Raw genomic sequence first — 14,327 nt, 5'->3', positions numbered from 1 at the left:
ACGTTAGAGCAGGACGACCAGGCCGCCGAGCGCCGCCAGGGCCGCGGTGATCAGGGCGTATGCCGGTATCGCCCGGCGGGCCGGCACCGGTGGGAGGCGCCGCAGGGCGGCCGACCGGCGGTAGGCAAGTGCGATCATGATCACCCACGCGGCCATGGCCAGGGCCGCGACCAGGACGGCCAGCACCCCGGCCTCGGGGCGGAAGGCGGGCCGGGCGGCGAGCAGAGCGGCCGCGGTGGCGGAGAGCCCGGTGCGCCGCCAGGCGAGCCGGGTGCGCTCGGCCGAGGCACCCGGATCGGGGCTCACACCACTGCCTTGATCACCACGGCCACGATCAGGAGCAGCGCTCCGGCCGCCACCACGAGGGCCAGGATCGCCGGGAACTTCGAGCCCGGCAGCTCGGTGCCGAGTCGCATGGCCCGCTCGGTGCGGGCCCAGTGGTCGACCGCGCGCAGCGCCACCACCCCGCCGAGCAGCAGCATCGCGATGGCGATCACCTCGCGCAGGTGCTCGACCGGCAGCGGCGGCAGGAACTGGGCGCAGGCCAGCCCGCCGGCGATCAGCGCCAGGCCGGTGCGGACCCAGGCCAGGAAGGTGCGCTCGTTGGCGAGCGAGAACCGGTAATCCGGGGTCCGGCCGACGGTCGGTTGTTTCTCAGGATCGAACCACTGTCGCAGGTCACCGAACACCGTTCAATTATCGACCTCTTGGGTCAAGAAGGTGCATCCACAGACTGCGGACTTCGTCACTGACACACGACTCTCGTGACCGTCCGCAACGGCACCACGGCGAGTCCGGACCGGCTCGGCCATGGGACTCGGTCGCGGCGCCGACTGATCGTGGTACAGAGTGGGGGACAGGCGGGCGAAACCCGTCAAGCAATGGAGCGATTTGGCCGGACATATCGCGACACCTCCTCAGCCCATCATGGTGAGGTGTGTCACTCTGGGTGGCTATCACCCATAAGCTACTGGCGGGTAACCTTCCAGCAGGCGTCCGACCGCAACGGTGCGTTCATAACAGGAGGGTCGTAGGAGCGCGATGAACATCGTCGTTTTGGTGAAGCAGGTACCCGACTCCGGTGCCGAGCGCACCCTTAGCGCTAGCGACAACACCGTCGAGCGGGCCTCGGCGAGCAACGTCATCAACGAGATGGATGAGTACGCCATCGAGGAGGCGTTGAAGATCAAAGAGGCGCACGGCGGCGAGGTCACAGTGTTGACCATGGGTCCCGCCGGTGCCACCGAGTCCATCCGCAAGGCGCTCTCCATGGGCCCCGACAAAGCGGTCCACGTAACCGACGACGCCCTGCACGGTTCGTGCGCCGTCGCCACCTCGAAGGTTCTCGCGGCCGCCCTCGGCACGCTGAACGCCGATCTGATCATCGCGGGCGCGGAATCCACCGACGGCCGCGTGCAGGTGCTGCCGCACATGCTGGCCGAGCGGCTCGGCATCGCGGCGCTCACCGGCGCCCGCAAGCTCACCGTCGACGGCTCGCAGCTGACCGTCGAGCGCCAGACCGACGAGGGCTACGAGGTCGTGACCGCGGCCACGCCGGCCGTCGTCAGCGTCTGGGACACCATCAACGAGCCGCGCTACCCGTCCTTCAAGGGCATCATGGCGGCCAAGAAGAAGCCGGTGCAGACGCTGTCCCTGAGCGACCTGGGCGTCGACGCGGGCGAGGTGGGCACGGCCGGTGCGACAAGCGCCGTGGTCGAGTTCTCGCAGCGCCCGGTCCGCTCGGCGGGCACCAAGGTCACCGATGAGGGCGACGGCGGCACGCAGCTCGTCTCGTACCTCACCGCCGAGAAGTTCGTCTGAGAAGGAGGCTGTCGTGGCAGAAGTTCTGGTCGTTGTAGAGGCCTCCGCATCCGCCGGGGTCAAAAAGGTCACGCTCGAGATGCTGACCTTCGCCCGCACGCTGGGCACCCCCAGCGCCGTGGTGCTGGGCGGCGCGGGCGCCGCCGCTCAATTCAAGGACAAACTCGCCGAGTACGGCGCTGAGAAGATCTACGCCGGCGAGGGCGACGACGTGGACGGCTACCTGGTAGCCCCCAAGGCGACCGTCGTGGCTTCGCTGGTCCAGCAGGTGCAGCCGGCCGCGGTGCTGCTGGCCTCCACCCAGGAGGGCAAGGAGATCGCCGGCCGGCTCGCCGTCAAGCTCGAGAACGGCCTGCTCACCGACGCGGTCGCGATCGACGCCGACGGCACCGCCACCCAGGCGATCTTCGCCGGCGCGGCGCTGGTGAAGTCCAAGGTCACCAAGGGCCTGCCGATCGTCACCATCCGCCCCAACTCCACCACCCCGGTGGCGGCCCCGGCGGCCGGCACGGTCGAGCAGCTCACCGTGAGCGTGTCGGACACCGACAAGCTCACCAAGGTGGTCGAGCGGGTGGCCGAGAAGAAGGGCTCCCGCCCCGAGCTGACCGAGGCGTCGATCGTCGTCTCCGGCGGCCGCGGCGTGGCCAGCGCCGACAACTTCAAGGTGGTCGAGGAGCTGGCCGACCTGCTCGGCGGCGCGGTCGGCGCATCCCGGGCGGCGGTCGACTCCGGCTTCTACCCGCACCAGTTCCAGGTGGGCCAAACCGGTAAGACGGTGTCCCCGCAGCTCTACGTGGCTCTGGGCATCTCCGGCGCGATCCAGCACCGGGCCGGCATGCAGACCAGCAAGACGATCGTCGCGGTCAACAAGGACCCCGAGGCTCCGATCTTCGAGCTGGCCGACTACGGCGTCGTGGGCGACCTGTTCAAGGTCGTACCCCAGGCGGCCGACGAAATCCGCAAGCGTAAGTAGTCCGGCGGCCGGGGAGGGTGCGCTTGCGCACCCTCCCCGCTCTGCTCCGGGCTCTGCCGCTTCCAAGGCATAAGCTTGGCGACTGATGGCTTATCTGGATCACGCGGCAACCACCCCGATGCTCGAGGAAGCGCTAGAGGCGTACGCCTCCGCTGCCCGCTCGGTCGGTAACCCGTCTTCGCTGCACGCCGCCGGCCGCTGCGCCCGCCGGCTGGTCGAGGAGTCCCGCGAGCGGATCGCGGCGGCCCTCTCCGCCCGCCCCTCCGAGGTGGTCTTCACCAGCGGCGGCACCGAGAGCGACAACCTCGCCACCAAGGGCATCTTCTGGTCCCGGCGGGCCGCCTCGCTCAACCGCACCCGGGTGATCGCCTCAGCGGTCGAGCATCACGCCGTGCTGGACGCCGTCGACTGGCTGAACACCCACGAGGGCGCCGCGCTCAACCTGCTGCCGGTGGACGACCAGGGCCGGGTCAGCGTCGCCGACCTGGAAGACCTGATCACCCACTACCAGGACGAGATCGCCGTGATCAGCGTCCAGTGGGCGAACAACGAGATCGGCACCATCCAGCCGATCCGTGATCTGGCCCACCTGGCCGCCGAGCACGGCATCCCGTTCCACACCGACGCCGTACAAGCGGTCGGCCAGATCCCGGTCGACTTCGCCGCCAGCGGCGCGGCCGCGCTGACCGTCACCGGTCACAAGCTGGGCGGCCCGGTCGGTGTCGGCGCCCTCCTGCTCGGCCGCGACGTCGCCTGCACCCCGCTGCTGCACGGCGGCGGCCAGGAGCGGGACGTCCGCTCCGGCACCCTGGACACCGCCGGCGTGGCCGCCTTCGCGGTCGCGGTGGAATCCGCGGTCAAGTCCCAGCAGGAATACTCGGCCCGGGTCGCCGGCCTCCGCGACGAGCTCGTGACCAGGGTGCGCACGGCGATCCCGGACGCCATCCTGAACGGCGACCACGCCGACCGCCTCCCCGGAAACGCGCACTTCAGCTTCCCCGGCTGCGAGGGCGACGCCCTGCTGCTGCTGCTCGACGCCCAGGGCATCGCCTGCTCGACGGGCTCGGCCTGCTCGGCCGGCGTCGCCCAGCCCAGCCACGTGCTGATCGCGATGGGCGCCGACGACGACCGGGCTCGATCGTCGCTGCGCTTCACCCTCGGCCACACCAGCACCGCCGACGACGTCGACGCGCTCCTGGCCGCCCTGCCGGGCGCGGTCGAGCGCGCCCGCCGCGCCACCGCCTGGAAGACGCCTCGCTAGTACGCTTGCGGCATGCGAGTTCTTGCGGCTATGTCCGGCGGTGTCGATTCCGCCGTCGCCGCCGCGCGCGCCCACGATGCGGGCCACGACGTCACCGGGGTGCACCTTGCGCTGGCGCGCAACCCTCAGACCTACCGAACGGGCGCGCGGGGCTGCTGCACGCTGGAAGACTCCCGGGACGCCCGGCGGGCCGCCGACGTGATCGGCATCCCGTTCTACGTCTGGGACATGGCCGACCAGTTCCACGAGAACGTCGTCGACGACTTCGTCGCGGAGTATGCGGCGGGCCGCACCCCCAACCCCTGCCTGCGCTGCAACGAGAAGATCAAGTTCACCGCGGTGCTCGACCGGGCGGTGGCCCTCGGCTTCGACGCCGTCGTCACCGGCCACCACGCCCGGCTGGGCGCCGACGGCCTGCTGCGGCGCAGCGTCGACCTGCCGAAGGACCAGTCCTACGTGCTGGCCGTGCTGACCCGGGCCCAGCTCGACCGGTCGGTCTTCCCGCTGGGCGACTCGACCAAGGCCCAGGTCCGCATCGAGGCGGCCGAGCGCGGCCTGGCGGTGGCCGACAAGCCCGATTCGCACGACATCTGCTTCATCGCCGATGGCGATACGAAGGGCTTTTTGGAACGCCGCCTGGGCTCGGCGCCGGGTGACATCGTCGATTCGCGTACGGGTGAGAAGCTCGGCACCCACAACGGCGCGTACTCGTACACGATCGGCCAGCGCAAGGGCCTCGACCTGCGGGTGCCCGCGCCCGACGGCCGGCCGCGTTACGTGCTCTCGATCACCCCGAAGACCAACACGGTCACCGTCGGGTCCCGCGAGGAACTGGCCGTCGACACGGTCACAGCGAGCCGGGCCATCTGGCACGACCCGGCCGTCTCGGTCGAGTGCTCGGTGCAGCTGCGGGCGCACGGCGACGTGGTGCCCGCCTCGGTGGTCGTCGACGGTGACGGGCTGACCGCCCGCCTGCACGAGCCCGCCCGTGGGGTGGCCGCCGGTCAGGCGATCGTCGCCTACCGGCCCGACCCGGCCGGCGACATCGTCCTCGGCTCCGCCACCATCACGGCCGGCACCGCGTCGGCCGACCTGCAGACCGCGGGCGGTGTGGCGCGTGCCTGACTTCCCGTGGGCCCGCGGCGCGGCCACCGGGATCGGGTCGCTGCCCGGCACCGACATCGTCGAGGCGCAACGCGTCGTCTTCGGCGAGCTGCCCGACCTGGCGCACCTGCCCGAGCTGCCGGCTCGCGGGCCGGGCGCCGACATGATCGGCCGCACCGCCGGGTTCCTGGTCGACCTGCCGGTGCAGGTCTACGCCGGTCGCTGGCAGATGGCGCCGCGGCCGGGCAAAGACCTGCGGCACACCGCCGACCTGCTGGAACGCGACCTCGACCAGGCAACCGAGCAGGGCGACGGGTTCGCCGGCACGTTCAAGGTGCAGGCGGCCGGTCCGTGGACCCTGGCCGCGAGCCTCGAGCAGCAGATCGGCGGGCGGATGCTGCGCGATCTCGGCGCGGTGCGGGACCTGACCGACTCGCTGGCCGAGGGGTTGCGGCGGCACGTCGACGAGGTGCGCAAGCGGCTGCCCCGGGCGACCGTGCTGCTGCAGATCGACGAGCCCTCCCTGCCCACCGTCATGGCCGGGCACGTGCCGACCGAGAGTGGGCTGGGCTCCTACCGGGCGGTTGCCGCTCCGGAGGCGGCCACCGGGCTGCGGACGATCGTTGAGCAGGTGGGCGTACCCGTCGTGGTGCATTGCTGTGCTCCCGACGTACCCCTGCGGGTTTTGCGGGATTCGCAGGCCGCGGCCTTCGCGCTCGACCTTTCGTTGCTGAAGGATCTTGATCCGTTGGGCGAGGCCATCGAGGCCGGCCTCGGCCTCTTCGCCGGCGTCGTGCCGACCAGCGGGCCGGCGCCCGACAGCAAGCGGGCGGCCGACCGGGTGAGCAAGCTCTGGTCCCGGCTGGGTTTCCCGGCCGCGAAGCTGCCGGAGCAGGTGGTGATCACTCCGGCCTGCGGTCTGGCGGGCGCCTCTCCGGAGTACGCGCGGGCCGCGCTGACCGCCTGCCGGGAAGCCGGACGGCGGCTCGCCGAGGCCTGATCAGCCCCGCGTGGCTGGCTTAAAAAGTGTCGTACCTGGCGACTACCGTTCCTCCTAGCTCACGCGAGACGGAGGTTGCGGTGGCCGAGAAGCAGGACGACGTCGAGGTGGCTCCGCCTACCCCGGAGCAGGTGGCCGCGGCCGGCAAAGACCCGACGCCCGAGGCCAGCGGCCGGCACGCCGAGCTGGCCGAGGAGTTGCGCGGCCATCAGTACCGCTACTACGTCCTCGACTCGCCGACCATCTCCGACGCCGACTTCGACCGGCTGCTGCGGGAGCTCTCGGCGCTGGAGGAGGAGTTCCCGGCGCTGCGCACTCCCGACTCCCCGACGCAAAATGTCGGCGGCACATTCTCCACCCTGTTCACCCCGGTCGAGCACGCCGAGCGCATGCTCTCGCTCGACAACGTCTTCGACGACGCCGAGCTGGCCGCCTGGTCCGAGCGCACGCTGCGCGACGCGGGCGGCCCGACCGAGTTCATCTGCGAGCTCAAGGTCGACGGCCTGGCCATCAACCTGACCTACGAGAAGGGCAAGCTGGTGCGCGGCGCGACCCGCGGCGACGGGCGCACCGGTGAGGACGTCACCTCCAACGTGCGCACGATCCGCGAGATCCCCGAGCGCCTGGCCGGCGACAACCCGCCCGACCTGCTCGAGGTGCGCGGCGAGATCTATTTCCCGGTGTCCGCGTTCGCCGACCTCAACGCGTCGCTGGTCGAGCAAGGTAGGCCGCCGTTCGCCAACCCGCGCAACGCGGCCGCCGGCAGTCTCCGCCAGAAAGACCCGCGCATCACCGCGTCCCGCGGCCTGCGCATGGTGGTGCACGGCATCGGTGCCCGGGTCGGCTTCACCCCGACCTCGCAGTCGCACGCCTACGAAGCCCTTAAGGCGTGGGGCCTGCCCACCAGCGAGCGCTGGAAACTCGTCGACGATCTGTCCGGCGTGCGTGACTACATCGCCTACTACGGCGAGCACCGGCACGACGTCGAGCACGAGATCGACGGCGTGGTGGTCAAGGTCGACTCGGTGTCCATCCAGGGCCGGCTCGGCTCCACCTCGCGGGCGCCACGCTGGGCGATCGCCTACAAATACCCGCCCGAGGAGGTCACCACCAAGCTGCTCGACATCGCGGTGAATGTGGGGCGCACCGGCCGGGTCACCCCGTTCGCGATCCTCGAGCCGGTCAAGGTGGCCGGCTCCACGGTCGCCCAGGCCACCCTGCACAACGCCCGCGAGGTCGAACGCAAGGGCGTGCTGATCGGCGACACGATCGTGCTGCGCAAGGCCGGCGACGTGATTCCCGAGGTGCTCGGCCCGGTGATCGACCTGCGGCCGGCCGACGCCCGCGCCTTCGTGATGCCGACGCACTGCCCCTCCTGCGGCACGAAATTGGCGCCGGCCAAGGAAAGCGACATCGACATCCGGTGTCCCAACACCCGGTCCTGCCCGTCGCAGTTGCGCGAGCGGGTGTTCCACCTGTCCGGCCGGGGCGCGTTCGACATCGAGGTGCTGGGCTACAAGGCCGGTCAGGCGCTGCTCGACTCCGGCGTGATCAGCGACGAGGGCGACCTGTTCGCGCTCACCGAGGACCAGTTGCGCCAGTCCCCGTTCTTCGTCAACCAGGACGGCACGCTGGGCAGCAATGCGGTGCGCCTGCTGGAAAACCTGGAAAAGGCCAAGCAGCAGCCGCTCTGGCGGGTCCTGGTGGCGCTGTCCATCCGGCACGTGGGGCCGACGGCGGCGCAGGCGCTGGCCCGCGAGTTCTGCTCGATGGAGGCCATCGAGCAGATAGTGCAGACCGTCCCCCCAACCGAGGACGCCCCAACCGAGGACGCCACGGCCGAGGAGCCGCCCGCCGGCGAGCCGGGTGAGGAGGCTGCGGGCAAGCCGGCGGCCAAGCGCAAGCCGAAGGCGGAGCCGGACCCGCTCAGCTCGGTCGACGGCGTCGGCCCGACCATCGCCGAGAGCCTGCGCGAGTGGTTCACCGTCGACTGGCACCGCGACATCGTGCACAAGTGGCGCGAGGCCGGCGTGCGCATGGCCGACGAGCGCGTCGACACCGGCCCACGCCCGCTGGAGGGCATGACCCTGGTGGTCACCGGCACGCTGTCCACCCACTCCCGCGACCAGGCCACCGAGGCGGTGACCTCCCAAGGCGGCAAGGTGAGCGGCTCGGTCTCGAAGAAGACCGCGTTCGTGGTGGTCGGCGAAAACCCCGGAAGCAAATACGACAAGGCCCTGCAGCTGAAGGTTCCGGTGCTCGACGAGCAGGGCTTCGCCGTCCTGCTGGCCGACGGCCCGGAGGCCGCCCGAGCGGTGGCCGAGATGGCCGAGGAGCCGCCGGCCGAGAGCTGACCGAGCTGGGGTCACTCGAATGGCGTAATTTTTGTAGATTGAGCGTTTAAAGCGTTATGCCGATTTGATAACGCCCTAGCCGTTTCGCGGCCTGCGGACAATGCCGATCTATCGTGATAACGATCGGTTTTCCCGCCATTGTGGAGGTCGTATGGACGCCGCACGCCGACGCAGTCGTTCGGCGGGCGGTCGCGTGGGGAACGACCGCGCTGCGGAGACCCGGGCCGCGGGGCGGCGGGCGGTTGTGGTCACCGCGGGGACGGCGATTCTGGCTGATCTCGTGTTGTGGGCCTGTGCACCGGGAACGTTCGCGGCTCTGCCGGGGGCCTACTGGCTGATGGCCGCACTCGCGGTCGTGGTTGACGCCCGGCCCTATGTGCTTGCCGATCGGCGGGCCAGCTCGGTCATTCTGCCGTCGATCTGTTTTACCTTCGCTATTGCTCTGGCCTGGGGATTCGTGCCGGCTCTGGCCGTGCAACTCGCGGCCGTGACCGTTGCCGGGATGCGGATGCGGCTACCCGCCCGGCGCACCCTGCATCTCGCTCTGCAGCACGCCGCGGCCATCGGGGCGGCGGCCGGGGTCGCCGCGGTGGTGTCGTTGCGAATCGGGCCCCGGCCGGACTGGGACGACGCGGTACTCACCGTGGCCGCCGCCGCTGTCTGGATTCTCGCCCGGTACGGGCTGGCCGCTCTCGTGGCCTGGGCCGGGTCGGAGCGGCGGCGCCAGCGGGCTCGTAAGCAGAGCGTGGAAGTCCTCGCCACCGCGGCCCTACTGCTGCTGGGGCCGGTGGTGCTGGCCACCGCACAGGTCGGGCTGGCGTTCGTGCCACTGGTGCTGTTGGCGCTGCATGCGGTGCACCGGATGGTCCGGTCCAACGGGGAATCGGAGCGGGCCGCGCGGGTCGACGCGCTCACCGGGTTGCCCAATCGGCGGGCCCTGCAGTCGATGATCGGTGAGGGTGGGCGGGAGCGGGCCCTGCTGCTGCTGGACCTCGACCGGTTCCGGGCGGTCAACGACGCGCTCGGACATCGGGTCGGCGACCGGCTGCTGGTCGAGGTGGGGCGGCGGCTCGCCGAGGTGGTTCCGGCCCACGACCTGGTGGTGCGGCTGGGCGGCGACGAGTTCGCGGTGCTCGCCAACCGGGTCGACGGGGCGCCGGAAGCCCGGCGGATCGCCTATCACCTGGCCGAGGCGCTGAACCGGCCGTTCGCGATGGACGGGCTACCGGTTGATGTGACCGCCTCGATCGGCATCGCCCTGCAGGACACCCCGGACGCCGACTGCGCCACGCTGCTGCGCGAGGCCGAGGTGGCGATGTACGACGCCAAGCAGCGCGGTGACCAGGTGGCCGTCTACGGGCCGGACGCCGCCCACCACTCGCCGGACCGGCTTGCCCTGCTGGCCGACCTGCGCCGCGCGCTGCGGGAGGACGCGCCCGACGACGGGATCATGCTCTTCTACCAGCCGCAGATCGCCATCGCTACCGGCGAGGTGGTCGGGGTCGAGGCGTTGCTGCGGTGGCAGCACCCCGAGCGCGGCCTGGTCGGGCCGGAGGAGCTGATCCGGGTCGCCGAGCCGACCCCGGTGATGCGCCTGCTCACCGGGCGGGTGCTGCACAACGTGGTGGCTCAGCTGGCGGCCTGGCGCGAGGCCGGCACGCCGCTGCGCGCCGCGGTCAACGTCAGCGCCCGGGACCTGCACGCCGGCGGCATCGCCGACCGGGTGGAAGACCTGCTGCACGAGTACGGCGTGCCGGCCGACCTGCTGCAACTCGAAATCACCGAGAGTGCGCTGATGGCCGACCCGCACCGGGTCCTGAACACGATCACCCGCCTGGACCGGATGGGCATCGCGATCTCCCTCGACGACTTCGGTACCGGCTATTCCTCCCTGCAGCACCTGCGCCGCCTGCCGCTGGCCGAGGTGAAGATCGACCGTTCGTTCGTCCTGGGCATGGCCACCAACCGGGGCGACGCCGCGATCGTCCGCTCGGTGATCGACCTGGCCGAGGCGATGGGCCTGCGCGCGGTGGCCGAGGGCGTGGAGGACGAACGCACCTGGCGGCTGCTGGCGGCGGCCGGTTGCCACGCCGCCCAGGGCTGGTTCCACGCCCGCCCGATGCCCCCGGCCGACCTGGCCACCTGGCTCTCCCGCTACCGCCCGGTCCGCCCCGGCCCCACCCCACTGGCTCTGCCCAGCCCGACGCCGTGAGGGTTTTCACCACTCACGCAGAATGAAGGGCCCGGGCCGGCGAAGCTGGGCCCCGGCCCGGCCTCGGCGGGAGCGACGGTCTGTACCCACCACTCAGGCACGACAGCCAGGATTTGATCTTGATGTTGGCGGTCGGAAGGGTGATGTCGCTGTCCCGGCGGGAGGGCGTCGGGGCGGGCGAAATAGACTCGCCGGGTCAGCTTCGGACTGGAGAAAGTAGGGGCATGATGGCCGCCATCTCCCGCGAAGAGGTCGCGCATCTCGCGCGCCTGTCGCGGCTTGCCGTGACCGAGCAGGAACTGGATCAGTTTGCGGGGCAGCTCGACGTGATCCTGCAGTCGGTCGCGCGGGTCGGCGAGGTGGCCGCGGACGACATTCCGCCCACCTCGCACTCCGTGCCGCTGACCAACGTGTACCGCGATGACGTCCCGCAGCCGTCCCTCACGCAGGACGAGGCGCTCTCCGGCGCGCCCGACGCGTTCGACGGCCGGTTCCGGGTGCCGCGGATCCTGGACGAGGAGGCGTGACGATGTCCGATCTGACCAGGATGTCGGCGGTGGAGCTGGCCGGCGCGATCAAGAACAAGCAGGTCTCGGCGGTTGAGGTGGCGCAGGCTCACCTCGATCGGATTTCGGCCGTCGACGAGCGGGTGCACGCGTTCCTGCATGTCGACGCCGAGGGTGCCCTGGCCGCCGCTGCCCGCGTGGACAAGGGCGAGATCACCGGACCGCTCGCGGGTGTGCCGGTCGCGGTCAAGGACGTGATCGCCACCAAGGGCGTGCCCACCACCGCGGCCTCCAAGATCCTCGAGGGATGGCGCCCGCCCTACAGCGCGACGATCTACGAGCGCCTGCAGGCGGCCGGTACGGTGCCGCTCGGCAAGACCAACATGGATGAGTTCGCCATGGGGTCCTCGACCGAATATTCGGCTTACGGGCCGACCAACAACCCGTGGGACCTCGGCCGCATTCCGGGCGGTTCGGGTGGCGGTTCGGCGGCGGCTCTGGCCGCCTACGAGGCTCCGCTGGCAATCGGTACGGACACCGGCGGCTCGATCCGGCAGCCGGGTGCGGTCACCGGCACCGTGGGGGCGAAGCCGACCTACGGCGGCACCTCCCGCTACGGCCTGATCGCCTTCTCGTCGTCGCTGGACACCCCCGGCCCGTGCGCGCGCAACGTCGAGGACGCGGCGCTGCTGCACTCGGTGATCGGCGGCCACGACGTGCGCGACTCCACCTCCATCCCGCAGCCGATGCCGGACGTCGTGGCGGCTGCCCGCCTCGGTGCCACCGGCGACCTGACCGGGGTCAAGCTCGGCCTGGTCAAGGAGTTCGCCGGGGACGGCTCGGAGCCGGGCGTGATCGCGGCCTTCCGCGAGTCGCTCGAGGCACTGGTCAAGCTGGGCGCCGAGGTCGTCGAGGTGTCCTGCCCGAACTTCCAGTACGCTCTGCCGGCCTACTACCTGATCGCGCCGAGCGAGTGCTCCTCCAACCTGGCCCGGTTCGACGGCGTGCGCTACGGCCTGCGGGTCGGCGACGACGGCAACCGGTCGCTCGAGGAGGTCATGTCGCTCACCCGCGACGCCGGCTTCGGCGCGGAGGTCAAGCGCCGCATCATCCTCGGCACCTACGCGTTGTCCAGCGGCTACTACGACGCCTACTACGGGCAGGCGCAGAAGGTCCGCACGCTCATCACGCGGGACTTCGAGAAGGCGTTCGAGCAGGTCGACGTGCTGGTCTCGCCGACAACGCCGTTCGTGGCGTTCCCGTTCGGGTCACGCACCTCAGACCCGTACCAGATGTACCTGGCCGACCTCTTCACCATCCCGACCAACCTGTACGGCGGTCCGGCGATCTCGGTGCCGTGCGGTCTGTCCGAGGGGCTGCCGGTCGGCTTCCAGATCATGGCCCCGACCATGGCCGACGACCGGATGTACCGGGTGGGCGCCGCCCTCGAGTCGGCGGTCGGCACCTTCACTCCGCCCGCGCTGTAGTCGTTGATGCCGGAGCCCGGTCCGGGCTCCGGCATCCGCCCACTAGTCTTTAATCCGAAATCACCGGGTCCAGATCGGGAGTTCACCGCATGACGACCACCGCCCTGCCGACGTACGAGGACGCCATCGCCCGCTTCGAGCCGGTCATCGGCTTGGAGACGCACGTCGAGCTCGGCACGCAGACCAAGATGTTCTGCGGCTGCCGCACCGAGTTCGGCGCGGAGCCCAACACCCAGGTCTGCCCGGTCTGCCTGGCCCTGCCGGGCGCGCTCCCGGTGGCCAACCGGGCCGGCATCGAGGCCACGATCCGCATCGGCCTCGCGCTGAACTGCGACATCGCGACCTGGTGCCGGATGGCCCGGAAGAACTACTTCTACCCCGACATGCCGAAGAACTTCCAGACCTCGCAGTACGACGAGCCGCTGTGCGCCGAGGGCTACGTCGACGTCGAATACGAGGGCAAGCCGTACCGTATCGGCATCGAACGGGTCCACCTCGAGGAAGACACCGGCAAGTCGCTGCACGTCGGCGGGGCCACCGGCCGCATCCAGGGCGCCACCGAGTCGCTTGTCGACTACAACCGGGCCGGCATCCCGCTCGTCGAGATCGTCACCAAGCCGGTGCCCGGCCTCGGCGCGCTGGCCCCCGAGATCGCCAAGGCCTACGTCACCGAGCTGCGTGACATCATCCGCTCGCTTGGCGTCTCCGACGTGCGCATGGAGCAGGGTTCGCTGCGCTGCGACGTCAACACCTCGCTCAACAAGCCGGGCGAGGAGTGGGGCACGCGGACGGAGACCAAGAACGTCAACTCGCTGCGCTCGGTCGAGCGCGCGGTCCGTTCCGAGATCATCCGGCAGGCGAGCCTGCTCGACGAGGGCACCCGCATCATCCAGGAGACCCGGCACTTCCACGAGGACCGCGGCGACACCAGCCCCGGCCGCTCGAAGGAGACGGCGACCGACTACCGCTACTTCCCCGAGCCCGACCTGGTGCCGATCGCGCCCGACCCGGCCTGGGTGGCCGAGCTCAAGGCGGCCCTGCCGGAGCGGCCGAGCAGCAAGCGGGCCCGGCTGCGCGAGGACTGGGGGATCAGCGAGATCGACATGCAGTCCGTGGCCAATGCGGGCGCGGTCGAGCTGATCGAGGAGACCATCGCCGCCGGTGCCTCGCCGGCCGGCGCCCGCAAGTGGTGGATGGGCGAGCTGGCCCGCCGCGCCAACGAGACCGGCATCGATCTGGCCGACATCGGCGCGACCCCGCTGCAGGTCGCCGAGCTGCAGAAACTGGTCGACGCCGGCAAGCTCAACGACAAGCTGGCCCGCGCGGTGCTCGAGGGCGTGGTGGCCGGCGAGGGCGACCCGGCCGCGGTCATGGCCGCGCGCGGCCTCGAGGTGGTCAACGACGAGGGCGCGCTCACGGCCGCCGTCGACGAGGCCATCGCGGCCAACCCCGACATCGCCGCGAAGATCCGCGAGGGCAAGGTCGCGGCGGCCGGCGCGCTGGTCGGCGCGGTCATGAAGACCACGCGAGGCCAGGCCGATGCCAAGACCGTCCGCGACTTGATCTTGGCGCGTCTTTCCTAAGTACGGCCTACAAAGGTCCCGTGGCA

Annotated in this window: 12 protein-coding genes; 10 read left to right on the top strand and 2 right to left on the bottom strand. The window is 70.9% G+C overall.

Annotation, left to right across the window (positions count from 1 at the left end; translation table 11 throughout):
- Nucleotides 1-3: 3 nt before the first annotated feature.
- Both Ate02nite_RS07160 and Ate02nite_RS07155 read right to left on the bottom strand, forming a co-directional pair.
- On the bottom strand, nucleotides 4-306 hold the full coding sequence (locus Ate02nite_RS07160; RefSeq protein ID WP_203800842.1) for a DUF202 domain-containing protein: 303 nt from the start codon (nucleotides 304-306) through the stop codon (nucleotides 4-6).
- Nucleotides 303-689: a YidH family protein gene (locus Ate02nite_RS07155; RefSeq protein ID WP_203800838.1), complete on the bottom strand. Its 387-nt coding sequence runs from the start codon at nucleotides 687-689 to the stop codon at nucleotides 303-305. The genes Ate02nite_RS07160 and Ate02nite_RS07155 overlap by 4 nt, the downstream gene beginning before the upstream one ends.
- Nucleotides 690-1,041: 352 nt before the next feature.
- Between Ate02nite_RS07155 and Ate02nite_RS07150 the strand changes: the two genes are divergently transcribed.
- From Ate02nite_RS07150 to gatB, 10 genes are all read left to right on the top strand, one after another.
- Entirely contained in the window at nucleotides 1,042-1,821 is a 780-nt protein-coding gene (locus tag Ate02nite_RS07150) for an electron transfer flavoprotein subunit beta/FixA family protein (RefSeq protein WP_203800836.1), read from the top strand.
- Between the two features lie 13 nt (nucleotides 1,822-1,834).
- The gene (locus Ate02nite_RS07145) at nucleotides 1,835-2,794 is read left to right on the top strand and encodes an electron transfer flavoprotein subunit alpha/FixB family protein (RefSeq protein WP_203800833.1); all 960 of its coding nucleotides are present in this window, start codon (nucleotides 1,835-1,837) and stop codon (nucleotides 2,792-2,794) included.
- 85 nt (nucleotides 2,795-2,879) lie between these two features.
- Complete coding sequence (locus Ate02nite_RS07140) at nucleotides 2,880-4,055, top strand: cysteine desulfurase family protein (protein ID WP_203800830.1); 1,176 nt, start codon at nucleotides 2,880-2,882, stop codon at nucleotides 4,053-4,055.
- 12 nt (nucleotides 4,056-4,067) lie between these two features.
- Nucleotides 4,068-5,180 carry a tRNA 2-thiouridine(34) synthase MnmA gene (gene mnmA / locus Ate02nite_RS07135; RefSeq protein WP_203800828.1) on the top strand — a complete coding sequence of 371 codons (1,113 nt, stop codon included), beginning with the start codon at nucleotides 4,068-4,070 and terminating at the stop codon, nucleotides 5,178-5,180.
- Nucleotides 5,173-6,159 carry a methionine synthase gene (locus Ate02nite_RS07130; RefSeq protein ID WP_203800826.1) on the top strand — a complete coding sequence of 329 codons (987 nt, stop codon included), beginning with the start codon at nucleotides 5,173-5,175 and terminating at the stop codon, nucleotides 6,157-6,159. Before mnmA ends, Ate02nite_RS07130 begins: the two co-directional genes overlap by 8 nt.
- 80 nt (nucleotides 6,160-6,239) lie before the next feature.
- Nucleotides 6,240-8,513, top strand: coding sequence for an NAD-dependent DNA ligase LigA (gene ligA, locus Ate02nite_RS07125; protein ID WP_239147185.1), 2,274 nt, complete (start codon nucleotides 6,240-6,242; stop codon nucleotides 8,511-8,513).
- Between the two features lie 337 nt (nucleotides 8,514-8,850).
- Nucleotides 8,851-10,725 (top strand): putative bifunctional diguanylate cyclase/phosphodiesterase, encoded by a 1,875-nt coding sequence (locus tag Ate02nite_RS07120; RefSeq protein ID WP_203801180.1) that lies wholly within the window; start codon nucleotides 8,851-8,853, stop codon nucleotides 10,723-10,725.
- A gap of 227 nt (nucleotides 10,726-10,952) precedes the next feature.
- Complete coding sequence (gatC, locus tag Ate02nite_RS07115) at nucleotides 10,953-11,252, top strand: Asp-tRNA(Asn)/Glu-tRNA(Gln) amidotransferase subunit GatC (RefSeq protein ID WP_203801177.1); 300 nt, start codon at nucleotides 10,953-10,955, stop codon at nucleotides 11,250-11,252.
- 2 nt (nucleotides 11,253-11,254) lie between these two features.
- Nucleotides 11,255-12,718 carry an Asp-tRNA(Asn)/Glu-tRNA(Gln) amidotransferase subunit GatA gene (gene gatA, locus Ate02nite_RS07110; RefSeq protein WP_203801174.1) on the top strand — a complete coding sequence of 488 codons (1,464 nt, stop codon included), beginning with the start codon at nucleotides 11,255-11,257 and terminating at the stop codon, nucleotides 12,716-12,718.
- 89 nt (nucleotides 12,719-12,807) lie between these two features.
- Nucleotides 12,808-14,301, top strand: coding sequence for an Asp-tRNA(Asn)/Glu-tRNA(Gln) amidotransferase subunit GatB (gatB, locus tag Ate02nite_RS07105; RefSeq protein ID WP_203800824.1), 1,494 nt, complete (start codon nucleotides 12,808-12,810; stop codon nucleotides 14,299-14,301).
- The last annotated feature ends 26 nt before the right edge of the window (nucleotides 14,302-14,327 follow it).

It is taken from the genome of Paractinoplanes tereljensis, assembly GCF_016862435.1.
Taxonomy (GTDB): domain Bacteria; phylum Actinomycetota; class Actinomycetes; order Mycobacteriales; family Micromonosporaceae; genus Actinoplanes; species Actinoplanes tereljensis.
Note: the sequence above shows the minus strand (reverse complement) of the source record. Positions and strands in the feature narration are given on the sequence as shown.